Below are 21,414 nucleotides of genomic sequence, written 5' to 3'. Positions count from 1 at the left end.
GAGTATTGATTCTCTATTGCCCATTAAATTTGTGGTAGGGCTAATTTGGTTTTTGTGAATTTTTTCATAGTTAAACTTTAAATTGCTCAGCGTAAGAAATATAAAACTTTATATTTGTGTAAATCTTACGCATTTAGAATATGACTAACATTCAAAATATCAGAGTAGCTGTTGATGCAATTGTATTTGGCTACCAGAACAATCAATTGTATGTCCTTTTAATACAACAGAAATTTGGCACACAGGAATCGTACTGGGCATTGCCAGGCGGTTTGGTCAAAAATGATGAATCGTTGCAGGATGCTGTAAAAAGAGAATTAAAAGAAGAAACGAATGTTACCGTTACTTATTTTGAACAGCTCTTTACTTTTGGTGATGATGTAAATCGTGACCCCAGAAATCGAGTGATTTCTGTGGCTTATTTTGCCCTTGTTGATCCTTCCAAATTAACCATCAAAGCCGATTCTGATGCCGAGCATGCACAGTGGTTCAAAATTAATGAGGTTCCAACCTTAGCTTTTGATCATAATAGCATTCTAAAAAAAGCTATCGAACGCCTAAAAGCAAAACTTACTTATGAACCGGTTGGCTTTGATTTACTGCCAAAAGAATTCCTTTTTTCTGAACTTGAAAACTTATACTGTACCATTTTAGAGAAAGAAATTGACAGACGAAATTTTAGAAAAAAAATACTAAGCTTTCAAATCATTGAGGAAACGGAACAATTTGGCTCCTCAAAAAGCGGACGTCCGGCAAAACTTTTTAAGTTTAACAAACTAAAATACAATGACTTAATCAAAAAAGGTTTTCACTTCGAAATAAAGTTTGCGTAATTTTTACACAAAATAAATTGTTTATTCAAAATTAAATTCTACATTTGCGTATAATTAACGCAAAATAAAAAACTATGATACTAAATTTAGACCCAAAATTCACTCCTATCCTTAACCAGGAAGAAATCCAGTTTCAAAGTTTTACATTTTCTGGAGGTGAACCGCATATCAAAATCAATCCTGATTTTGATACAACCCAAAAAGTAACCATTACACACCGGTTAAATTCATTCAACGATTTAGGTTTGTTGTGTATTACTGTTGATGCTTTACGAAGAATGGACGTTAAAATAATCGATTTGTTTATTCCGTATTTCCCGGCTGCAAGACAAGATCGTGTAATGATTAAAGGAGAATCTTTATCTGTAAAAGTATATGCGGATATTATCAATACACTTCAATTGAATAAAGTTTTTGTTTTTGACGCACACTCTGAAGTTACTCCAGCATTGGTAAACAACTGCGAAGTCATTCCGAATCATACTTTTATCAAGGAAGTTTTAAAAGTAATTGGCGAAAACGTAAAATTGATTTCTCCCGATGGTGGCGCTTTGAAGAAAATCTATAAAGTTTCTGAATTTTTAGGCGGAGTTGAAGTTGTAGAATGCAGTAAAAGCCGTGACGTAAAAACCGGAAGACTATCTGGTTTCAAAGTGTACGAAGATGATTTAAACGGAATAGACTGTTTAATTGTAGATGATATCTGTGATGGTGGCGGAACTTTTGTAGGATTAGCTGAAGAATTAAAAAAGAAAAACGCCGGAAAATTATACTTAGCCGTAAGCCACGGAATTTTCAATAAAGGTTTCGAAGTTTTAGATTGTTTTGACAGCATTTTTACAACTAATTCAGTAAAAGACTTTGAAGGTGAAAGCGTAAACGTAATCAAACTAGACCAGTTACTATAAAAAAACCACTTGCTATTAACTCAGTTACGGGTTTCTGTACAGAACTTGAAACCTGAAACAAAGAAAATCTGAAACAAAAACTAAGAAATTATGAGCGACGATTTAAAACCAAGATTTATTGAGTCTTTAAAAAGAAACAATGATCAGATTAGAGAAGACAGAGCCAAAACAATTGGTGAAGATTCTGAATTAATTTACAGAAGAAGAGTCGAAGATATTGAATTAAAAATCAAAAGGCTCGAAAGAGAACAAGAAGGATTAATTGATATTAGTCCACTGGATAAAAACAGTCTGACATTTGCCGATTTTCAACCGGAAGCTTTTGTTCAGAAAGACATGGAATTATCATTAACAATCAGAAATCTAAATATTCAGTTTGAAGTGACAAAAAAACGATTTGAATATTTATTTGGTAAAACATTTTAGTTATGGGAGGTACAAGATATGATTTAGGAGCTCGTTTAAGCAGAGCAGAAGCAGCAGGTTATGGAAAAAAATCTGCGAGTGAAATTTTCACACAGAATTCTTTACGAATGGCGCATGAATCTATGAATCCGAATGGTATTACTTTTCGGGAAGCCAGAGATTCAGAAGTGCATCCCAATTCAGTTCCGATTATTTTAGGACTGGATGTAACAGGAAGTATGGGTCACATTCCGCATGAACTGATCAAAGAAGGGTTGCCAAAATTGATGGGCGGAATTATTCAGGGCGGTGTTCCGGATCCCGCACTTTTATTTTTAGGAATTGGAGATCACGAATGCGACAGATATCCGCTTCAGGTTGGACAGTTTGAATCTGGCGATGAAGAACTCGATATGTGGTTAACCAGAACGTATATTGAATCAGGCGGAGGTGGAAACGCCGGAGAAAGTTATCTTCTTGCATGGTATTTTGCAGCTTTTCACACGAAAACTGATGCTTTCGAAAAAAGAGCACAAAAAGGAGTGTTGTTTACTGTTGGTGATGAACCAAATTTAGGCACACTTCCGGCATCAGCAATAAAGGAAATTATGGGTCAGGGACAGCAAACGTATACTGCTCTCGAATTATTACAAGAAGCTCAAAAACGTTATGAAGTGTATCATATCAGTGTATTACATTCTGATCAGGCGGTAAGAGCAAATGTGGCGTGGAAAGAATTACTGGGACAAAATTGTTTGTCTATCGAAGATCACAGAGAAATTCCAAATATCATTACCAAGATCATTTGCGATAAACATAAAAATTCTGGTTTAGGTTTAGGAACAATTCCGCTTGACGGATTAGATAATATTGAAATGCTCTAGAACATGAAAACAGCAAAAATAGTTATAGGTTTAGGATTTGGTGATGAAGGAAAAGGAATCACAACCGATTTTCTGGCGAAACAAAATCCTGGATCTATAGTTATTCGGTTTTCAGGCGGACAGCAGGCGGCGCATACCGTAATGATTGAAGGTAAAAAACATGTTCATTCGAGTTTTGCCAGCGGAGCGCTTCGCGGTTTGCCTTCTTATTATAGCGAACATTGCACGATTCATCCCGTTTTTTTATTCAATGAAAAAGAAGAACTCGAAGAAAAAGGAGGAAATACTGAGCTTCATATTCATCCTTTAGCCAAAATAACCACTCCTTTTGATGTTTGGCAAAACAGAAATAGCGTCAGAAATCTGGATCACGGAACTTGCGGAAAGGGCGTTGGAGCGACAATGAAGCGCAACGAAGGGCAATACAAATTGTATGCAATAGATTTAATTGCGCCAAGGCAAATGCTTTTGGAGAAACTGGAAAAGATCGCTTATTACTACGGTTTTTTAAATGAAAGTGAAATTGATGCAGAAGTAGATCATTATCTGGAAATCATTGACAAAATAAAATGGAATATCAGTGATTATAGTTTTTTAGAAAATTACGAAACTTTAATTTTTGAAGGCAGCCAGGGAATCCTGCTCGATATGGATCATGGTGTTTTTCCGAATGTGACCTATGCGAATACTACTTCAAAAAATGCAATTGAAATTTGTAATAAATTAAAGATTGAAAACATTGAAGTGTTTTATGCAACCAGAAGTTATACTACAAGACATGGACACGGCTGGATGCCAAATGAAAGGGAATTAAAATTAAAAAACAACGAAGAAGAAACCTGTGTTTTTAACGAATATCAAAAAGAACTCCGCTTTGGCGATTTAGATTACGATTTGCTGAATTACGCTTTAAAACTCGATGCAGCCTACAGTCCGAAAGCTAAAAGGAATCTGGTCGTAACATGTATGGATCAGCTTGAAAAAGAGTATGAATTTGAAAAGCTGACAACCGATTTCAATGAAATATACGGATCATTTTCACCCGATTCAAAAGATTTTAAAGCCATTGCTTCTTTGTTTCAATAAATAGAAAAAATGAAATACACGATAGACACCATAGCTTCGGAAAGTAAATTTTTATTTTTCTGGGGACATCAGCCTAACAAAGACGGAAAAATTACCAAAACCTGTTTCAGCCAATGGTGGTTGAGTCCTTTTAAGGCAGAAAAAATAACCTACAAAACCGCCGAACACTGGATGATGGCCAAAAAAGCTGAATTATTCGAAGATCAGGAAATTTTAGAAAAAATCCTTAAAGCTGATTCTCCGGCAGAAGCAAAAAAATTAGGACGAGAAGTTAGAAACTACGATGACAAAATCTGGTTAGAAAACCGATATGAAATCGTAAAAGCAGGAAACTTTCACAAGTTCAGTCAAAATGCTGATTTGAAAACCTTTCTACTAAATACAAAAGAAAGAGTTTTGGTGGAAGCAAGTCCGGTCGATCCAATCTGGGGAATTGGAATAGAGGGAAATCATAAAGATGTATTAAATCCTGAAAAGTGGAGAGGTTTAAATCTTTTAGGTTTTGCTTTGATGGAAGTTAGGGATGAATTAAAATAATTTTAAAAGATGAAAATTGAATTATTAAAAGCAGACATAACAGAAATTCAGGCCGATGCAGTAGTAAACGCAGCGAATACTTCTTTGCTTGGCGGAGGCGGCGTTGATGGAGCGATTCATCGTAAAGGAGGAAAGGCAATTTTAGACGAATGTATTCAAATTCGTAATAAGCAGGGAGGCTGCAAAACCGGAGAAGCAGTCAGTACAACAGCCGGAAATCTTCCTTCTAAATATGTAATTCATACTGTCGGTCCGGTTTGGAATGGCGATAAAGACGAAAAGTCAAAACTATTGGCAGAATGTTATCAGAACAGTTTGAGTCTTGCTGTTAAAAACGGAATTAAAACCATTGCCTTTCCAAATATCAGTACTGGAATTTATCATTTTCCGAAAGACAAAGCGGCTCAAATTGCGGTGAAAGCAATAAAAGAGTTTCAAAGAATTTCAGAATTAGAAAAAATACTATTTGTCTGTTTTGATGATGAAAATTATCAGATTTACAAAGAGATTCTGGGAATAGAAAATGAATGAAAAATGAATGAAAAAACAGCAAAGAGCGTCAGCAAGTTTTTAAGTATGGTGCTGCGACATTCACCGGAAACTATCGGATTAAAATTAGACGAAAATGGATGGGCCGATGTAGAAGAATTAATTCTAAAATGTAATAATAGAGGAAGTCAGAATCAAATGACAGCTGAACTTTTGGATTATGTTGTAGAAAATAACGATAAAAAGCGTTTTGCGTTTAATGATGATAAAACCAAAATCAGGGCAAGTCAGGGACATTCAATTTCAGTTGAACTAGATTTGAAAGAAGCCGAACCTTCGGAGTTTTTATATCACGGAACAGTTGAAAAGTTTTTGTAAAATATTAAAAAAGAAGGACTTCAGAAAATGAGCCGCCAGCATGTACATCTTTCAAAAGACAAAGAAACGGCAGTAAAAGTAGGAAGCCGAAGAGGAATTCCTCAGATTCTTAAAATTAAAAGCGGAGAAATGTTTAAGGACGGATTTACATTTTATTTATCTGAAAATAATGTCTGGCTCACAGATGAAGTTCCAGGGAAGTACATTGAATTTTAATACTATCTAATGAAAAACACAATAGAATCAGGTTTATTCGGTTTAGCTGTTGGTGATGCTTTAGGAGTTCCGGTTGAATTTAAATCGAGAGTGTATTTAAAACAAAATCCGGCTACCGAAATGTTTGGTTTTGGAACACATCATCAGCCAATCGGAACCTGGAGTGATGATAGTTCATTGGCGTTTTGTCTGGCTGAAAGTTTATGTGTTGGTTATGATTTAAATGATATCGCAAAGAATTTCTTAAAATGGTATAATGAAGAGTTGTGGACACCTCACGGAAAAGTTTTCGATATCGGAATAGCGACTACTCATGCGATTCACAATATCGCAAAAGGACATCAGCCTGATTTATGCGGAGGTTTTTCTGAAAGTGATAATGGAAATGGTTCCTTAATGCGTATTTTGCCTTTGGTTTTTTATCTACAAAATGAAAAGGATATTGAAGTTATTTACCAAAAAGTAAAAGAAGTTTCATCTGTAACACATGCACATTTCAGATCAATATTTGCTTGTTTTATTTATGTGATTTATTGTTTGGAAATTTTAAAAGAGAAAGATAAATTCGAAGCCTATGTCGAAATGAAAAATACGGTTTCGGTATTTTTGAAAGATAAAAAGTTTAATCCAGCAGAAATTCAGTTATTTGACAGAATTCTTAAAAATGATATTTCAGAATATCCGGAAAATGAAATTCATTCTTCTGGTTATGTGCTGCACAGTTTAGAAGCGAGTATTTGGTGTTTCCTGAACTCCGATTCCTATAAAGAAACTATTTTGAAAGCGGTTAATCTTGGAGAAGATACAGATACAACCGGAGCTATTGTAGGAGGTCTTGCAGGCATTTATTACGGAATCGAAAATATTCCGCAAAAATGGATTGAAAATTTGGTCAGAGCCAGTGATATAAAAGATTTAGCAGAACGATTATTAAAAAATATAAACTAAAATTATGAACCCACTATTATTAACCGACGGTTACAAAGTTGACCACAGAAGGCAATACCCCGACAAAACCACTTTAGTATATTCTAACTGGACACCAAGAAAATCAAGAATTGAAGGTCTTGATGAAGTGGTATTTTTCGGATTGCAGTATTTTATCAAAAAATATATTATTCACGATTTTGATACTTACTTTTTTAAACAGCCAAAAGAGGAAGTGGTTAAAAAATATGCCCGCAGAATCAATAATTATCTAGGTGAAAACCAGGTAGGCACCAAACATATCGAAGATTTACATGATTTAGGGTACATCCCGATGGTTTTTAAAGCTTTGCCGGAAGGAGCCAGCGTTCCGTTGAGAGTTCCAATGTTTACGATGTACAATACGATTCCGGAATTTTTCTGGCTGACGAATTATTTCGAGACCTTGCTTTCTGCCGTAATCTGGCTGCCTTGTAACTCAGCTACAATTGCGCGCGAATATAGAAAAGTACTGGACAAATATGCGGAAGAAACTTCATCTGTTCCTGATTTTGTAAACTGGCAGGGACATGACTTTTCTATGCGAGGAATGGGCGGAATCGAAGCTGCTGTAACATCTGCAGCCGGACATTTATTGAGTTTTACAGGATCAGATACGATTCCGGCGATTGATTTTTTCGAAGAATATTACAAAGCCAATTCTGACACCGAATTAATCGCAGGTTCTGTTGCCGCTACCGAGCATTCTGTAATGTGTATGGGAACTACGGAAGGCGAATGTGAAACTTTCAAAAGATTAGTAACCGAAGTATATCCAAAAGGAATTGTTTCTATCGTTTCTGATACCTGGGATTTATGGAAAGTTTTAACCGATTATCTACCGCGCTTAAAAGAAGAAATCATTTCAAGAGAAGGAAAAGTCGTAATTCGTCCTGACAGCGGTGATCCTGTTGATATCATCTGCGGAAACCCGAACGGTAAAACAGAACAGGAAAAGAAAGGTGTTATCGAACTTATCTGGGATGTTTTTGGCGGAAGCGTAAATGAGAAAGGTTTTAAAGAATTAGTACCGCAAATTGGCGCTATCTACGGCGACAGTATCACAGTTGCCAGAGCGATACAGATTTGTGAGCGTTTAAAAGCAAAAGGTTTCGCTTCTACCAATGTGGTTTTAGGAATTGGATCTTTCACCTATCAATACAATACACGTGATACTTTTGGTTTTGCCATGAAAGCGACTTACGGAGAAGTTGATGGCGAAGGAAGAGCGATCTTCAAAGACCCGATTACAGATGACGGAACTAAAAAATCAGCTAAAGGACTGATGAAAATTGATTTGGTTGATGGCGTATATCATTTAACAGACAATGTTTCATGGGAAGAAGAAAAACAAGGTGAACTGAAAGAAGTTTTCAGAGACGGGAAACTTTTGGCAGATCAGTCTTTAAGTGATATCAGAGCCCGTGTCAGTGCAGGTATAAGTGTTGAGGCATAAAAATACGCCGGTTATAAAAAGATTTAATCCGAACTAAATATAAAACTATGAAAATTACAGCTCTTATCATTTTAGCCGGCTGCTGTTTTATAACCGGCATTATCCATTCACAGGTAAACAAAAGAAAGAAGATGGAAAAAGACACCCAATATCCAAAAGCGTTAGTCGATTATGATGATTTTAAAAATCTGGTAACCGAATTAGAAAAGCAACGAGAAAAAAATCTGGTGAGTCTGGATGTCTTTTTAAAAATGGCTAAAGAAGAAAACACCGTGATTTTAGATTCCCGTTCTGATTTTCGTTTCAACAGAAAACATTTAAAAGGAGCGATTCATCTTGATTTTACTGACTTTACGCAGGAAAACCTTTTAAAGTTAATTCCGGATCCGAATACCAGAATATTGATTTACTGCAATAATAATTTTGATGGAGATCCAATAGATTTTGCTTCGAAAATGGCTAAACCCAAAACCAATATCGAAACCCAGATTCTGTCCAACAGAAAACCCATTATGCTGGCATTGAATATTCCAACACACATTAACCTTTATGGATACGGTTATAAAAATATCTATGAACTGGATGAGCTGGTCAATGTAAATGACTCGAGAATAGCGTTTGAAGGAACTGAAGTGAAATAAGAAGTTCTCTAAAAGCTAAAAAGCCTGAATCATTAAAAATTCAGGCTTTTTTGTACTAGTTTGTCATTTCGACGGGGGAGAAATCATATCCAGAGAGCGACGTACTGTGTGTCTTCACTTTATGTGATTTCTCGTTCGAAATGACAAAAATTGCGTTTTACTTTTTATAAAAATTATTGTGATCAATATATTCCCAGACTTTTGAAGGCAAAAGCGGCTGGATATTTTTCCCTTTCTTAATATTCTCCCGAATAAAAGTTGAAGATATCTCTACAACCGGTGCATCAATAATATGAATTTTAGGATGCGATTTTAATTCGGTATTTTCTGCTTCTGCTGAAATGCGCGGGTACACGAAAATATCATGATTCTCTAAAATCACCTGATAGTTTTTCCATTTGTGAAGTGTCTTCAGATTATCCTCACCCATAATAAGTGAAAATTCATGATTAGGATATTTATCCTGCAAATGCGAAAGCGTGTTTACAGTATAATTAGGCTGAAGCAATTTAAACTCAATATCCGAAGGTTTTATTTTTGGAAAATCCTCAGTAGCCAGATACACCATTTGCAGACGATGATGATCATCCAGTAAAGTAGCTTTCTTTTTCAACGGATTGTGAGGCGTAACCACCATCCAAATCTGATCTAAACCGGCAAATTCAGCCATGTGATTCGCAATAATCAAATGACCAATGTGAATGGGATTGTATGTTCCGAAGTAGAGGCCTATCTTCATTTTTTTGAGGTTTCACAGAGATTCGCTAAGATAGCACAAAGATTCGCAAAGTTTAAAAAATACTTTGCGAATCTCGGCGCTTTGTCTTTGTGTATCTTCGTGGAATAATTACTTATTTACGAAGTCTTTTACCAACTGATGTGCTTCTTCCAAAGCCACAGCCAAATCATAGTTTTTAATAATTACGTCAAATTGTGGCGCAGTAGCCAGTTCAACCGAAGCTTTTGCAATACGCATATTGATTTTATCTTCGCTTTCTGTAGAGCGTTCTTTTAGTCTTCTTTTTAATTCGTCAACACTTGGCGGTTTTACGAAAACAGCCAGAGTCTGTTCAGGAAATTTATGTTTAATACGTAATCCGCCGGCAACATCAATGTCGAAGATTACATTTTTACCCAAAGCCCAGATTCTTTCAATTTCCGATTTTAAAGTACCGTAAAAGTTATCGCGGTATACTTCTTCCCATTCCAGGAAATCTTCGGCTTTAATGTGTTTTTTGAATTCTTCAAGCGAAATAAAATAATAATCTTTTCCGTTGACTTCTTCTCCGCGTGGGTCGCGTGAAGCTGCAGAGATAGAAAATTCTAAATTTAAATCTTCCTGTTTCAGTAAATGTTTTACTATCGTTGTTTTTCCCGATCCTGAGGGAGCTGAAAAAACAATTAATTTTCCTTTGTTCATTATGTATGCTTTAGGCTTTAAGCTATACGCTTTAAGCTTTTATTCGATTTGTTTTTCCGCTTATAGCCTACAGCTTAAAGCGTAATGCTTTTACAAAACATTCAAAACCTGTTCCTTAATCTTCTCCAGTTCATCTTTCATCATCACAACCAGTTTCTGCATTTGCGCGTGATTTGATTTTGAACCCATTGTATTGATTTCGCGTCCCATTTCCTGAGTGATAAAACCAAGTTTTCTACCGTTGGCTTCAGTTCCTTTTATGGTTTCCAGAAAATAATCTAAATGATTGGTTAAACGAACTTTTTCTTCTGTAATATCTAATTTTTCAAGATAATAGATCAATTCCTGTTCAAAACGGTTTTCATCAACATTCACCTGCAGTTCAGAAATCGCTGTTTGCAAACGGTCTTTTATCGCCTGAACACGTTCCGGATCAAGAGCCAGCGCATCATTCATATATTGGCGAATATTACCAATTCGAAGGTTGAATTCTTTCTCAAGCGATTCTCCTTCATCTTTTCTGAAACTTAAAATATTTTGTAATGCCTCATCAATGATCACCTGAATCTGCTCCCAGTCGTTTTCGTCTATTTCCTCACGTTCTGTTTTTAGAACATCCGGCATCCGAACCGCCATTTTCATCAATTCCGTTTCATCCGCATCCGGGTAAACTTCTTTTAGCTGGGCTATATAATTTTTTACAACCGGAACATTTACTTTTGTAGAAGTCTGCTCAGAAGTACTTTCAATGTAAATCGCAAAATCAACTTTACCTCTTTCCAGTCTGGTCGAAATCAAAGTACGCAGTCCCAATTCCATTTCGCGATAAAGCGATGGCATTCTGACGTTCAGATCTAAACCTTTACTATTTAAGGATTTTACTTCTACCGTGATTTTTTTAGTTGGCAATTGCAAAGAAGCTTTACCAAAACCCGTCATCGATTGTATCATATATTGAGTATAAAGGCGCAAAGATACTAAAAAACTTAACAGGGAAGATTTCTAGTTTAATGGCGTCTGAGTTTTTAAATATGTGGGCGTTGCCTGAAGGCCGGGCTATCCGTTACACCCGAGCGAAAGCGAATTGACGGAGTAATCTTTTTCGGGCAGAAAAAGCCAAAAAAAGGATTTCCACTTTAAATGAAATTCACTAAACTCCGATTAAAATAAAATCATGTAAAGTAATCCCTAACGCAAATAGCAATCCTAAAAAATTATCAGTTTACTTTTCTTCTAAAGCTTTCATCACCTGCAAAATATTCTGTTGGCTGTTTCCAATGTAAATTTTACCATCAATGATAAAAACCGGACGGCTTAAAAAAGTATAATGCTCCAGAATGTATTTTTTAAAATCAGCTTCTGTCAAGGCTTTGTTTTTTAAATCCATTGACTTGTACAATTGCGCTTTTTTACTGAATAAAGCTTCGTAGCTTCCGGAAAGCTGGTACATTTCTTCCAGTTCAGCTTCAGTAATCGGATTTTGTTTAATATCATGAAAAATCAAATCGTTGTTTTTAGGCAAATTTTTGATAATTTTTCGACACGTATCACAAGAAGCTAAGTAGTATATTTTGTTCATAATTATAATTTTATTTCGATACAAAGAAAATTCATTGCAACTTAAAATTACTAATTTTATAAAAAAATAAATTTATGAATTCAGTTTTCGATGTACAAAAAACAATAAGAGAAATTCTTTTGAAGATTCTGGACAGTCATTCATTAGAGCAATTAAACAAAATTCCTGAGGGCTTCAGCAACAATTTAATTTGGAATATCGCACACTGCGTATCCGCACAACAAAGTTTAGTCTATAAATTATCCGGGCTGCCATCAAAGGTTTCTGAAGATTTTATTGCCAAATACAGAAAAGGGAGCAAACCGGAAGGTAACGTTTCACAAGCTGAAGTCGATGAAATCAGAAGATTGCTTTCAGACACGTTACATCAGGCAGAAAAAGATTATTCAGATAAAATTTTCACAAATTATACTGAGTACACCACAAGTATGGGATTTACACTCCGAAACGTAGAAGATGCCTTATCTTTCAATAATTATCATGAAGGCACCCACACCGGAATAGTAATGAGTATCCGAAAGTTTGTTTAGAAACTTTCGGATTTTTTATTTTTCAATAGTCTCAATTGTGACATTCATGGCGCCTGCTCCTTTGTTTTTAGCAATTTCCATGAAAGCTCTTTTAGACAAATCAATCTCTCTGGTTTTAACAAATGGTCCTCGGTCTGTAATTTCAACAATTACAAATTTTCCATTGGCTTCATTTGTAACTTTTACTTTGGTCCCGAAAGGTAATTTTTTGTGGGCGGCCGTGTATTTATTATTATTGAAGCGTGCTCCGCTTGCTGTTTTTTTTCCATTAAAACGATCGTGGTAATAGGAAGCATGAGCCGATTTTTTATAGACTTTCAATTTTAGGCCCTCAACGCTAAAAACAGAATCGTTTAAAGGCACCATTTTTAGTTTATCAGTTTTTAAAGTATCCTGAGAGACCTTCGCTTCAACTGGCTTACTCTGGCTCATAACGTAGGTAAAGCAACTCAATAAAGTCACCGAAAAGAGCGAGAGTAAAATATTTTTTTTATTCCTCATAATTTATTTTTTTTCAGACCTGGGGGGAGTTTGTACAAATAATATGCCGAGATAAAAAAAGCCCTGTAGGAGGGCTTATTTTGGTTTTATTGAAACCATAAGTTCCATGGAATTCTGCTTAAAATAAGCACTAAACCAATTCCGTAAAATATAGCGAATGTTTTAAATTTTGCTTCACTATTAATTAGTTTTTTATGTTTTGACCATCCTATTGTGATTAAAGCAATAGCAATTAAATTAATTAATGGGTGTTCTAATGAGGTTAATCGAAGTGCTGCGTTAGACATTTGACCAAAAGCATCTTTTCCTAACGGAGATACAAAATAAAGAATCAAACCGATTAATAATTGTGTGTGTGTCCCTATTAAAGCGAACAGGGCAATTTTTCGGTCTTTAGCAGTAAAATCTTTTTTTGATGTGAATCCAAGAATGGCGTTTACAACTGCAATTACTAAAAGTAATAATGCCAAATAAGCCCAACCTGAGTGGAGTTTTTGAAGAAAATGATACATAGATTAATATTTTGTTTAAAACAAATATAACAAAAAAGGGTATAAAAAAACCCTGACATCATTGAATCAGGGTTTTTTTTATGCGTTCTAAATAATTAGTTAAATGTATAACGAATACCGGTTTGCATTTGCCATCTTGACGAATTAAGACCTACATCATCTGCCTGATCAATTGTTTTAGCAGTAGTTGGGTTATAATTAAAAGTTGGAGTGTTAGTTCCAGGTAAGAAACCAACTTGTGTAAGTAATGCAACCTGATCAAAAGTCGCAAAATATCGTTTACCCCAATCTTTATTTAAAAGGTTGGTAAAGTTAAAGATATCTGCTGTTAATTCGATAGTATGTTTCTTTTTACCAATAGTAAGTGTAAACTCCTGAGCGAATTTTAAATCGACAATATGAGAAGTTTTTAAACGATCTCCATTACGTTCCGCATAATTACCTTTCCTGTTTCTTAAGTATTCATTTCCATCAATAAAAGCACTAAGCGCTTCCCATTGTGCCTGAGGTGTCATTGGATTTGCTGTAGTAGAAACTAAATTAATTTCACTTTGATTAGCCGGAACATAAATTAATGCTGAGTTTGAAAAAGTATCCTGTAATAAACGACCCGAATCATTATAAACATAACTTATTGGTGTTCCTGCTGCACCTTCATAAAATACGCCAATTCTGGATTTAGTAAATTTACTCCATTTGAAAGTTGCATTACCATTCGCAACGATTCTTTGTCCCGGATCAAAATCAGATCTTGAAAGACCTAAATAGTTTGCTCCGTTAACTGATTCAGTGTTATTCCATTGTGAACTGTTTTGAGAAGAAGTAGCATCCATAATAGTAGTTGATTTACCATAAGAATAAGTTCCAGAAATGTTTCCATCAATAAAATCCGATCTGAAATTTTTGGTTAATGTAAAAGCAAGATTATATGCTTTTCCTTCGCTTGTATTTGAACCTAAATAAACTCCTAAATAAGTAGGATCTAATCTGCTATTTCCATTATAACGAGGTCTTGTATCTGCTCCTGTTAAGTTACTTGAAGCTTCCCCAATATTCAAATTCTCATATTTAACAGCACTAATATTGTCGTTATAAGTAATTTCAGAGGTCAAAACTAAACCAAAGGGTAATTTTTGATCAACAGCAAAACTTGCTTTAAATACCTGAGGAAGTTTGAAATCCCTTGCAAATAAATCAATATTTCCACCTTTTCCTCCTGAACCGGGTCTAGGATACGATGCTGGTAATTGATCGATTTGACTACCTACACTTGGATTTGGATTAAAAGTCGGCATACCAGTAGCACTTGTTATCGAAACGGCTCCGTTAGAAAGACCATTATTGTTATAAGTTCCTCCTGGCCATACCAATGGTAATCTTGAAGTAAACACACCCACTCCTCCTCTAAATTGAGTAGAATGCTTTCCATTTAAATCGTAGTTAAACCCTAAACGGGGAGCAACGTGTGCTGAAGTTTTAATACCTTGCCCTACTTTTGCACCTTGTAAATTTTTACCTCCAGCTTCTAAAATCGCTATGGTTCTGTTATTAAAGTCATCATTTGCTACTCCATCTTCCCATACCGGGAAATCAACTCTGATTCCATAAGAAAGTTTGAAATCATTACTAATTTTCATCTCATTTTGGATATAAAATCCAAACTGCTTAGTTCCAAATACAGCAGCTCCTTGCGAATCATCACCTTCACCACCTATTAAAGAATAATTCATTTGAAACCTGTTTGGTTTTGCATCATCTAAAAAATTTTGAAGACTATTATATCTGTAAGATCCAAAATTATTATTAAAGAAAACATTTTTAGAATCTGAAAATTCATTATGCGTACCAATTGTTATTTTGCTAATACCTGAATTGATTTCAAAATTATCAGTAAGAGTTAATGTTTTTTGAGTTAAGAAATTTGCTGTTGATGAACCGTCAGCCCCAAAATAGATACTTTGATTATTAGAACCATCAAAAATCTGAACAGTTGGAAATGGTTCTCCAAATACATCCCTGTCGTCAAGAACGTCAGTGTAGGCAACTACTAAATTATTAGAAAATTTATTTCCAAATCTTGAATTTAGCTCTAAAGCTGTAGAATTTGTTGTAGAAGTAAATAACTGACTTCCGTTGATGAAATTTATTGCCGTAGCAGAAGATCTGTTTGGCGCAAAATTCTCCGCTTTCACATAACTGTGTTTTAAAGATAATTTATGGTTATCATTGATATTCCAGTCTATTTTAGCAATTAACTTATCACTTACAAGAGTTCTTGTGTTGTTATTAAAAGAACCTGGATTATATCCATAACCGTCCAATTTAGCTAACAATTCGTCAATTCTTCCTCCTGACAAACCTGTATAAGTTGACAAGTTAAAAGGCTGTGGAGTTTCATTATCCTGACGCTCGTAATTAATAAAATAAAATAACTTGTCCTGAATTATTGCACCTCCGGCACGTACACCATATGTTTGCGCAGAAAAATCAGCTAATTTTTGCCTTCCTTCGGTTCCTGCTAATGAAGGGGGTGTTTTTCCTGCTAAAGATTCATTTCTGTTAAAGAAATAAGCAGATCCTTCAAAATTATTAGTTCCTGAACGAGTAATGGCACTAATTGCTCCACCAGCAAAACCAGAAAGCTTCACATCATAAGGAGCTACACTAACCTGAAATTGTTCAATTGCATCAACAGAGATAGGGCTAACTCCTGTCTGCCCGCCATTTGTACCATTTGAAGCCAATCCAAATACATCGTTACTTACCGCTCCATCAATATAAATGGCATTAAATCTGTTATTCTGACCTCCAATTGACAATACATCATCAGTTCTTAACTGAGCTGAGGGAGTTAATCTTGCAAAGTCTGAAATATTTCGTGATAAAGATGGCAATGCCTTAATTTTATCAGAATTAATTACTGTCTGTGCTCCAGTTCTTTGCGAATTAAAAGTATTATCTCTTGTCGCTTTTACTACAACTTCTTCTAATTCATTCGATTCTTCTTGCAGAATAACCTTAAAATCTTTTGAATCTCCTAATTGAAGATATACATCATTATCTTCAAAAGATTTAAATCCAATAAAAGTAATGACAATTTTGTAAGGACCACCAACTCTCATATTCGAGATTCTGAAGTTACCAGTATAGTCTGTCGATGCAGTGTAACGCGTACCTGATGGTGTATGCACTGCAAGGATAGATGCTCCGGGCAAAGATTGTGAACCTTTATCGTAAACATTACCACTAATAGAAGAGGTCGTGTTACCTTGCGCATAAATATCTCCTGCATAAATAAATGCTAAAAGCATTAAGAGAAACTTTGACAATTTTTTCATCTGTTTTTGTTTATTGTTTTTGGCAAAATTATAACAAATTAATCAGATAATGTTATCAAAAAGTTAAGAAAAACAAGTTTTATACATAGTGTTAAAAATTAAAACGATTTTATCTTTAAATGATAAATAAAATATAATTTTTTAATTTAATGTTTATTTTTTTTATTAAAATCATAATGATAATTATAAATCGGCTTCATAACAAAGTGATAATCATTATATTTTGTAAGAATTTTTAAAATTTTATAACAAAAAACGCCTTAATTTAAAAAAATTAAGGCGTCTGAATTTTTAATAATTTATAAAGTGTTATTTCTTGCTTAAGAAATGATTAAGTAAAAATGATGTAGAACTATCGTGAGTTTTTACTGACTTTGTATTTATTTCATCTAAAATAGAATTAGCAAGCTGTTTTCCTAATTCTACTCCCCATTGGTCAAAACTAAAAATATTCCAAATTACTCCCTGTACAAAAATCTTATGCTCATATAAAGCAATCAATGAACCTAAGTTTTTAGGCGTCAACTTTTCAATCAGGATTGTATTGGTTGGTTTGTTTCCTGTAAAAACTTTAAATGGTAATAAATAAGCTGCTTTTTCTGCAGAAAGACCTTGTTTGTCAAATTCTGCCTGAACTTGTGCAGCCGTTTTTCCATTTAATAAAGCTTCTGTCTGAGCAAAAAAGTTAGACATCAATTTATCATGATGATCTTCGTTTCCGTATAATGGTTTTATGAATCCGATAAAGTCTGTCGGAATCAATTTTGTTCCCTGGTGAATTAATTGAAAGAATGCGTGCTGCGAATTTGTTCCCGGCTCACCCCAGATAATAGTTCCGGTTTGATAGTTAACCGGTTTTCCGTCACGGCCAACACTTTTTCCATTGCTTTCCATCGTTGCCTGCTGCAAGTATGGAGCTAATTTTTGTAAATATTGTGTATACGGAATCAATGCTTCACTTTCGGCGCCATAAAAATTATTGTACCAAACACTTAATAAAGCCAGAATTACAGGAATGTTTTGATCAAATTCTGCCGATTTGAAATGTTCATCCATTTCGTTCGCGCCTTTCAGTAAATCATTATAATTATCAAAACCAATAGCCAAAGCGATACTCAACCCAACTGCACTCCATAATGAAAATCTTCCTCCAACCCAGTCCCACATTGGAAAAACGTTGTCAGGATTAATTCCGAATTCAGTTACTTTTTGAATATTAGTTGAAACTGCAACGAAATGTTTAGCGATATCTTCCTGAGAAGCTGATTTTAAAAACCATTCTTTTATCGTTTCTGAGTTCGATAAGGTTTCCTGAGTCGTAAACGTTTTAGAAACAATCAAAAACAAAGTAGTTTCAGGATTTAATTTTTTGATTACTTCATTAACATGATCGCCATCTACATTCGAAACGAAATGTACATTCAAGTGATTTTTATAAAATTGCAACGCTTCCACAGCCATTGCCGGACCAAGATCAGAACCTCCAATACCAATATTTACAATATCAGTAAACGCTTTTCCGGTATATCCTTTTCTTTCTCCCGAAATTACTTCGTTAGTGAAGTTTTTAATCTTATTTTGTACTTGGTAAACTTCCGGAATTACATTTTCTCCGTCTACTTTTATAACTGCAGATTCCGGTGCACGCAAAGCAGTATGCAAAACCGCTCTGTTTTCTGTCTGATTGATAATTTCTCCTCCGAAATATTGAGCAATAGCACTTTTTAATTCAATTGAATTCGCTAGTTCTAACAAAAGCGAAATTGTTTCTTCACTAATATTGTTTTTAGAATAATCTACCAAAAAGTCATTCCATTGCAAATTGAATTTTTCAACACGAGTAGGGTCTTGTTGAAATAATTCCTGTATAGTAGTCGTATGAGTTGCGTTAAAGTGGTTTTGAAGATTTTTCCACGCATCAGTTCCTGTTGGATTTGTTGTATTTAAAGCCATTTTTATAAAATTGTAGTTTTTTTTTAGAAACACAAAAATACTGAAATTAGTTTTTAATACTTCTTTGCATGGCAATTAGTTACGAAAACGATTTATAAGAGTGATAAAAGTTTAAACTATTCTATTTTTATTTTTTCCCAGGCGGCAACTAAATCTCCTTCCATATTTACATCTGATATCTCATAATATTCAAGGTGATTTTTAGATGTTTTTCTAAATAGTTTTTTGAAGTCCTTGTCAATAAAATATTTATCATTCAAAACAAAGGAGAATGATTTGATTTCTTTCCATTTGGATTTTTTTAAACTATATATGGTAATGGCTTTATATCTGCTAGCGCATGAAGAATAATACTCCGCTATTTCACTTTTTCCGTCTTCATCAATATCTCCAATATTTATAATGTTAGAGGGATGACAACAATTTGAATCAGTTAATATACGTGGAATTGAGTTATCTGTAAAATAATACGAATCACCTTCTTCACAATAATTCAGTGCATGTAAAACGAATACTGAATCAGTTTTATTATCTCCATTTAAATCTCCTAAATTATTATAACCTTCATTGTAAAATTCATCGAACAATTTCTTTCGAAGCCAAATAGGATAACATTCTTTCTTTCTACTTTCAATTTCATACTTTGAAATATCCAGTTTAAATTTTCCTTTAAGAATTGAATCATTGATGAACTGAATATCATTTGATAAGACAGAATCTTTAGACGTGCCATTTTTTATGAAAACTAATTGCCACTCATAAGAAAGTTGATTTATAGGTTCTAAAAATAACTTTTTTGTTCCGGTTCTTTCTTCTATGTGTTTTTCTTCTATTTTTCTTTCACAAGACACTATTACGAGACAAATAATAAAAACGAAAAGTCTTTTAATAAAGTTCATCATTATAACTACCAAATCTTCCACCACGGCTTTTTATTAATTTCAATTGTTTTTTTATCCTTGTTGATTTCAATCCTTTTTAGTTCTTCAGTTTTTATAGTAGAATCATCGAAGAACATTTCGCCAAGATCATTCATTCCGATTGGTGATTTTATCCTTTCTTTCCAGTCTTCTGTTTGTAATTCAGGAATTAAAGGAGAATTGATTTTAGAACTAAATTTTTGTCTGGCTTTCTCCGTTATTTCTTCTTCAATATTAGAAGTTGAATTTTTAAAAAGTGAAAGTGAATTATCCGGAATATGAAGTAGAAAAACCTGTGTTTTAGTATTGATTTTTTGAATATCCAAAACTTTAAAAAATGTAATCTCATCCAAAAGAAAATGCCCTATTTTAGCTGAGCCAGGATTGAATTTAGACAAATCTTTTGCATTAGCACTTGCAATTAAATATCTAAAATTCCCTAACAGACCGCCGCCAATAGAAGTCATATCAGTAAATCCTTTTTCTTTGATTATTTGTCCAACTTTGTATTTTTCAATTAAGTTGTCAGTCAAATTAGTATCTCGGTAGAATAGTTTTAAATCTGAAAAAGTCTCATCAAGAGTTTCTTTAATGCGTTTATTTTTCATGTTTTAAGAATACTACAGATTACCAATACTATCCAACTCTCTTTTTAGAGGTTCCATTTGATTTAAGAAACGGGTTTTGTCATTTCCTGTTAAAGATTCTCCGGTTGGTAAGTTAAGTCGGAGTGCATCTACCTGAATGCCGTTTTTCCAGAATCGATAGCAAACATGAGGACCGGAAGCTAATCCTGTACTTCCAACAAGTCCAATGGTTTGCCCTTGTGTAACACGTTGTCCACGGCGAACCAGAATTTTCGACATGTGAAGGTATTGAGTCGAATAGGTTCCGTTGTGTTTTACTTTTACAAAATTTCCGTTTCCGGCAGTATAACCTGTTTGTTCCACTACCCCGGAAGCTGTTGTAGAAATTGGAGTTCCTCTTGGCGCTGCATAATCAGTCCCTTTGTGAGCTTTCCATCTGTGCTGTACCGGATGAAACCTGTTCATTGTAAATCTCGAAGTAATTCGGCTGAATTTAATTGGGGTTTTTAAGAAGAAATTTTTCAGCGTTTTTCCTTCATCATCATAATATTCAATTTTTCCGGAAAGGGAATCTTTTTCAAATGGAAAAGCATAAACGATTTTTCCTTTATATTCAAAAAATGCAGCCTGAAGATCTTCAACACCATCGTAAGTTTTACCATTAATAAAACGCTCTGTAAAAATTAAACCGTAACGATCTCCTTTTTTAAGTTTAAAGAAATCAATTGACCATGAAAACACTTTGGTAATTCGGCTGGCAAGGGCGGCTTCGACACTATTATTTCCTAAAGTTTCAGATAATGAGCTTTTTAAAACTCCGCCTATTATTTTACGTTTGAACGTAACCGGTTTTACTTTTTTGTAAGCAGTTGCAACACTATCCCTAAAATCTACTACATAATAAGTAAGTGCATCGGGTTGATAGATAAAAACCTGCAGTTTATTGGTTTTATTTTTTGAACGAAGAATGGTATAAGGTTTATTGTAGCGAATAGTCCTTACATTAAAAGAATCTTTTACCTGTTCGACAATAGTATAAACCTGTTTTTTACCAATATTTTGACCCTGGATTATGGATCCGAAAGAATCTCCTTTTTTTACAGTGTCATGAACAACATTAAAATCATTGTAATTAAATCCAAATTCTACCTTTTTAGTTTTTGGCTTACTAATTTTAATTTCAACTTTTTCTTCTGTTTTATTACAAGAAACAATTGAAAATAAGACAATTATAATTACGAATGCTTTTTTCAAACTTATACATTTTTTCTGGAA

General features: G+C 34.2%; 22 protein-coding genes and 1 pseudogene. 12 read left to right on the top strand and 11 right to left on the bottom strand.

What is annotated here, in order from left to right; translation table 11 throughout:
* The first annotated feature begins 140 nt into the window (after positions 1-140).
* The 11 genes and pseudogenes from DMB68_RS14420 (at position 141) to DMB68_RS14370 (ending at position 8,799) form a co-directional block, all read left to right on the top strand.
* Complete coding sequence (locus DMB68_RS14420) at positions 141-833, top strand: NUDIX hydrolase (RefSeq protein WP_110347376.1); 693 nt, start codon at positions 141-143, stop codon at positions 831-833.
* A gap of 74 nt (positions 834-907) precedes the next feature.
* The gene (gene prs, locus DMB68_RS14415; RefSeq protein ID WP_110347375.1) at positions 908-1,741 is read left to right on the top strand and encodes a ribose-phosphate diphosphokinase; all 834 of its coding nucleotides are present in this window, start codon (positions 908-910) and stop codon (positions 1,739-1,741) included.
* 90 nt (positions 1,742-1,831) lie between these two features.
* On the top strand, positions 1,832-2,167 hold the full coding sequence (locus DMB68_RS14410; RefSeq protein WP_031455095.1) for a hypothetical protein: 336 nt from the start codon (positions 1,832-1,834) through the stop codon (positions 2,165-2,167).
* Positions 2,168-2,169: 2 nt separating this feature from the next.
* The gene (locus DMB68_RS14405) at positions 2,170-3,030 is read left to right on the top strand and encodes a hypothetical protein (protein WP_110347374.1); all 861 of its coding nucleotides are present in this window, start codon (positions 2,170-2,172) and stop codon (positions 3,028-3,030) included.
* A gap of 3 nt (positions 3,031-3,033) precedes the next feature.
* On the top strand, positions 3,034-4,116 hold the full coding sequence (locus DMB68_RS14400) for an adenylosuccinate synthetase (protein ID WP_110347373.1): 1,083 nt from the start codon (positions 3,034-3,036) through the stop codon (positions 4,114-4,116).
* Positions 4,117-4,125: 9 nt separating this feature from the next.
* On the top strand, positions 4,126-4,653 hold the full coding sequence (locus DMB68_RS14395; RefSeq protein ID WP_110347372.1) for an NADAR family protein: 528 nt from the start codon (positions 4,126-4,128) through the stop codon (positions 4,651-4,653).
* A gap of 9 nt (positions 4,654-4,662) precedes the next feature.
* Positions 4,663-5,184, top strand: a complete 522-nt coding sequence (locus DMB68_RS14390; RefSeq protein ID WP_110347371.1) for an O-acetyl-ADP-ribose deacetylase — start codon at positions 4,663-4,665, stop codon at positions 5,182-5,184.
* 3 nt (positions 5,185-5,187) lie between these two features.
* Positions 5,188-5,736: pseudogene (locus tag DMB68_RS14385) on the top strand (RNA 2'-phosphotransferase).
* Positions 5,737-5,745: 9 nt separating this feature from the next.
* Positions 5,746-6,684, top strand: coding sequence for an ADP-ribosylglycohydrolase family protein (locus DMB68_RS14380; RefSeq protein ID WP_110347370.1), 939 nt, complete (start codon positions 5,746-5,748; stop codon positions 6,682-6,684).
* A 4-nt stretch (positions 6,685-6,688) separates the two neighbouring features.
* Positions 6,689-8,158: a nicotinate phosphoribosyltransferase gene (locus tag DMB68_RS14375; protein ID WP_110347369.1), complete on the top strand. Its 1,470-nt coding sequence runs from the start codon at positions 6,689-6,691 to the stop codon at positions 8,156-8,158.
* Between the two features lie 47 nt (positions 8,159-8,205).
* Entirely contained in the window at positions 8,206-8,799 is a 594-nt protein-coding gene (locus DMB68_RS14370; protein WP_110347368.1) for a rhodanese-like domain-containing protein, read from the top strand.
* A 157-nt stretch (positions 8,800-8,956) separates the two neighbouring features.
* Here the strand turns inward: DMB68_RS14370 and nadD are convergent, their stop codons facing one another.
* From nadD to DMB68_RS14350, 4 genes are all read right to left on the bottom strand, one after another.
* Positions 8,957-9,538: a nicotinate (nicotinamide) nucleotide adenylyltransferase gene (gene nadD / locus DMB68_RS14365; protein ID WP_110347367.1), complete on the bottom strand. Its 582-nt coding sequence runs from the start codon at positions 9,536-9,538 to the stop codon at positions 8,957-8,959.
* Between the two features lie 108 nt (positions 9,539-9,646).
* Positions 9,647-10,219: a guanylate kinase gene (gene gmk / locus DMB68_RS14360; RefSeq protein ID WP_110347366.1), complete on the bottom strand. Its 573-nt coding sequence runs from the start codon at positions 10,217-10,219 to the stop codon at positions 9,647-9,649.
* A 90-nt stretch (positions 10,220-10,309) separates the two neighbouring features.
* On the bottom strand, positions 10,310-11,170 hold the full coding sequence (locus DMB68_RS14355; protein ID WP_110347365.1) for a YicC/YloC family endoribonuclease: 861 nt from the start codon (positions 11,168-11,170) through the stop codon (positions 10,310-10,312).
* 271 nt (positions 11,171-11,441) lie between these two features.
* Positions 11,442-11,798, bottom strand: coding sequence for an arsenate reductase family protein (locus DMB68_RS14350; protein ID WP_110347364.1), 357 nt, complete (start codon positions 11,796-11,798; stop codon positions 11,442-11,444).
* Positions 11,799-11,872: 74 nt separating this feature from the next.
* On the opposite strand from DMB68_RS14350, the gene DMB68_RS14345 reads away from it, so the two are divergent.
* Positions 11,873-12,328, top strand: a complete 456-nt coding sequence (locus DMB68_RS14345) for a DinB family protein (RefSeq protein WP_110347363.1) — start codon at positions 11,873-11,875, stop codon at positions 12,326-12,328.
* Positions 12,329-12,343: 15 nt separating this feature from the next.
* Here DMB68_RS14345 and DMB68_RS14340 read toward each other — a convergent pair whose 3' ends face one another.
* From DMB68_RS14340 to DMB68_RS14310, 7 genes are all read right to left on the bottom strand, one after another.
* A complete protein-coding gene (locus DMB68_RS14340; RefSeq protein WP_110347362.1) occupies positions 12,344-12,829 on the bottom strand; it encodes a septal ring lytic transglycosylase RlpA family protein in 486 nt (161 codons plus the stop codon).
* 86 nt (positions 12,830-12,915) lie between these two features.
* Positions 12,916-13,341 carry a hypothetical protein gene (locus tag DMB68_RS14335; RefSeq protein ID WP_110347361.1) on the bottom strand — a complete coding sequence of 142 codons (426 nt, stop codon included), beginning with the start codon at positions 13,339-13,341 and terminating at the stop codon, positions 12,916-12,918.
* 95 nt (positions 13,342-13,436) lie between these two features.
* Positions 13,437-16,652 (bottom strand): TonB-dependent receptor, encoded by a 3,216-nt coding sequence (locus DMB68_RS14330; RefSeq protein WP_231131658.1) that lies wholly within the window; start codon positions 16,650-16,652, stop codon positions 13,437-13,439.
* Between the two features lie 336 nt (positions 16,653-16,988).
* A complete protein-coding gene (gene pgi, locus DMB68_RS14325; protein WP_110347359.1) occupies positions 16,989-18,632 on the bottom strand; it encodes a glucose-6-phosphate isomerase in 1,644 nt (547 codons plus the stop codon).
* 116 nt (positions 18,633-18,748) lie between these two features.
* Positions 18,749-19,531 carry a hypothetical protein gene (locus DMB68_RS14320; RefSeq protein WP_165830144.1) on the bottom strand — a complete coding sequence of 261 codons (783 nt, stop codon included), beginning with the start codon at positions 19,529-19,531 and terminating at the stop codon, positions 18,749-18,751.
* An 8-nt stretch (positions 19,532-19,539) separates the two neighbouring features.
* Complete coding sequence (locus DMB68_RS14315) at positions 19,540-20,160, bottom strand: hypothetical protein (RefSeq protein ID WP_110347357.1); 621 nt, start codon at positions 20,158-20,160, stop codon at positions 19,540-19,542.
* Positions 20,161-20,172: 12 nt separating this feature from the next.
* Positions 20,173-21,393, bottom strand: coding sequence for a peptidoglycan DD-metalloendopeptidase family protein (locus DMB68_RS14310; protein ID WP_110347356.1), 1,221 nt, complete (start codon positions 21,391-21,393; stop codon positions 20,173-20,175).
* Between the last annotated feature and the right edge of the window lie 21 nt (positions 21,394-21,414).

The organism is Flavobacterium hydrophilum, assembly GCF_003202405.1.
GTDB classification, from domain to species: Bacteria; Bacteroidota; Bacteroidia; order Flavobacteriales; family Flavobacteriaceae; genus Flavobacterium; species Flavobacterium hydrophilum.
The sequence above is the reverse complement of the archived record's forward strand: the minus strand, read 5'-3'. Positions and strand labels throughout refer to the sequence as shown.

Coding starts and splice junctions, on each gene's coding strand:
- DMB68_RS14420 (WP_110347376.1), top strand. CDS start 141: ATGACTAACATTCAAAATATCAGAGTAGCTGTTGATGCAATTGTATTT.
- prs (WP_110347375.1), top strand. CDS start 908: ATGATACTAAATTTAGACCCAAAATTCACTCCTATCCTTAACCAGGAA.
- DMB68_RS14410 (WP_031455095.1), top strand. CDS start 1,832: ATGAGCGACGATTTAAAACCAAGATTTATTGAGTCTTTAAAAAGAAAC.
- DMB68_RS14405 (WP_110347374.1), top strand. CDS start 2,170: ATGGGAGGTACAAGATATGATTTAGGAGCTCGTTTAAGCAGAGCAGAA.
- DMB68_RS14400 (WP_110347373.1), top strand. CDS start 3,034: ATGAAAACAGCAAAAATAGTTATAGGTTTAGGATTTGGTGATGAAGGA.
- DMB68_RS14395 (WP_110347372.1), top strand. CDS start 4,126: ATGAAATACACGATAGACACCATAGCTTCGGAAAGTAAATTTTTATTT.
- DMB68_RS14390 (WP_110347371.1), top strand. CDS start 4,663: ATGAAAATTGAATTATTAAAAGCAGACATAACAGAAATTCAGGCCGAT.
- DMB68_RS14380 (WP_110347370.1), top strand. CDS start 5,746: ATGAAAAACACAATAGAATCAGGTTTATTCGGTTTAGCTGTTGGTGAT.
- DMB68_RS14375 (WP_110347369.1), top strand. CDS start 6,689: ATGAACCCACTATTATTAACCGACGGTTACAAAGTTGACCACAGAAGG.
- DMB68_RS14370 (WP_110347368.1), top strand. CDS start 8,206: ATGAAAATTACAGCTCTTATCATTTTAGCCGGCTGCTGTTTTATAACC.
- nadD (WP_110347367.1), bottom strand. CDS start 9,538: ATGAAGATAGGCCTCTACTTCGGAACATACAATCCCATTCACATTGGT.
- gmk (WP_110347366.1), bottom strand. CDS start 10,219: ATGAACAAAGGAAAATTAATTGTTTTTTCAGCTCCCTCAGGATCGGGA.
- DMB68_RS14355 (WP_110347365.1), bottom strand. CDS start 11,170: ATGATACAATCGATGACGGGTTTTGGTAAAGCTTCTTTGCAATTGCCA.
- DMB68_RS14350 (WP_110347364.1), bottom strand. CDS start 11,798: ATGAACAAAATATACTACTTAGCTTCTTGTGATACGTGTCGAAAAATT.
- DMB68_RS14345 (WP_110347363.1), top strand. CDS start 11,873: ATGAATTCAGTTTTCGATGTACAAAAAACAATAAGAGAAATTCTTTTG.
- DMB68_RS14340 (WP_110347362.1), bottom strand. CDS start 12,829: ATGAGGAATAAAAAAAATATTTTACTCTCGCTCTTTTCGGTGACTTTA.
- DMB68_RS14335 (WP_110347361.1), bottom strand. CDS start 13,341: ATGTATCATTTTCTTCAAAAACTCCACTCAGGTTGGGCTTATTTGGCA.
- DMB68_RS14330 (WP_231131658.1), bottom strand. CDS start 16,652: ATGCTTTTAGCATTTATTTATGCAGGAGATATTTATGCGCAAGGTAAC.
- pgi (WP_110347359.1), bottom strand. CDS start 18,632: ATGGCTTTAAATACAACAAATCCAACAGGAACTGATGCGTGGAAAAAT.
- DMB68_RS14320 (WP_165830144.1), bottom strand. CDS start 19,531: ATGAACTTTATTAAAAGACTTTTCGTTTTTATTATTTGTCTCGTAATA.
- DMB68_RS14315 (WP_110347357.1), bottom strand. CDS start 20,160: ATGAAAAATAAACGCATTAAAGAAACTCTTGATGAGACTTTTTCAGAT.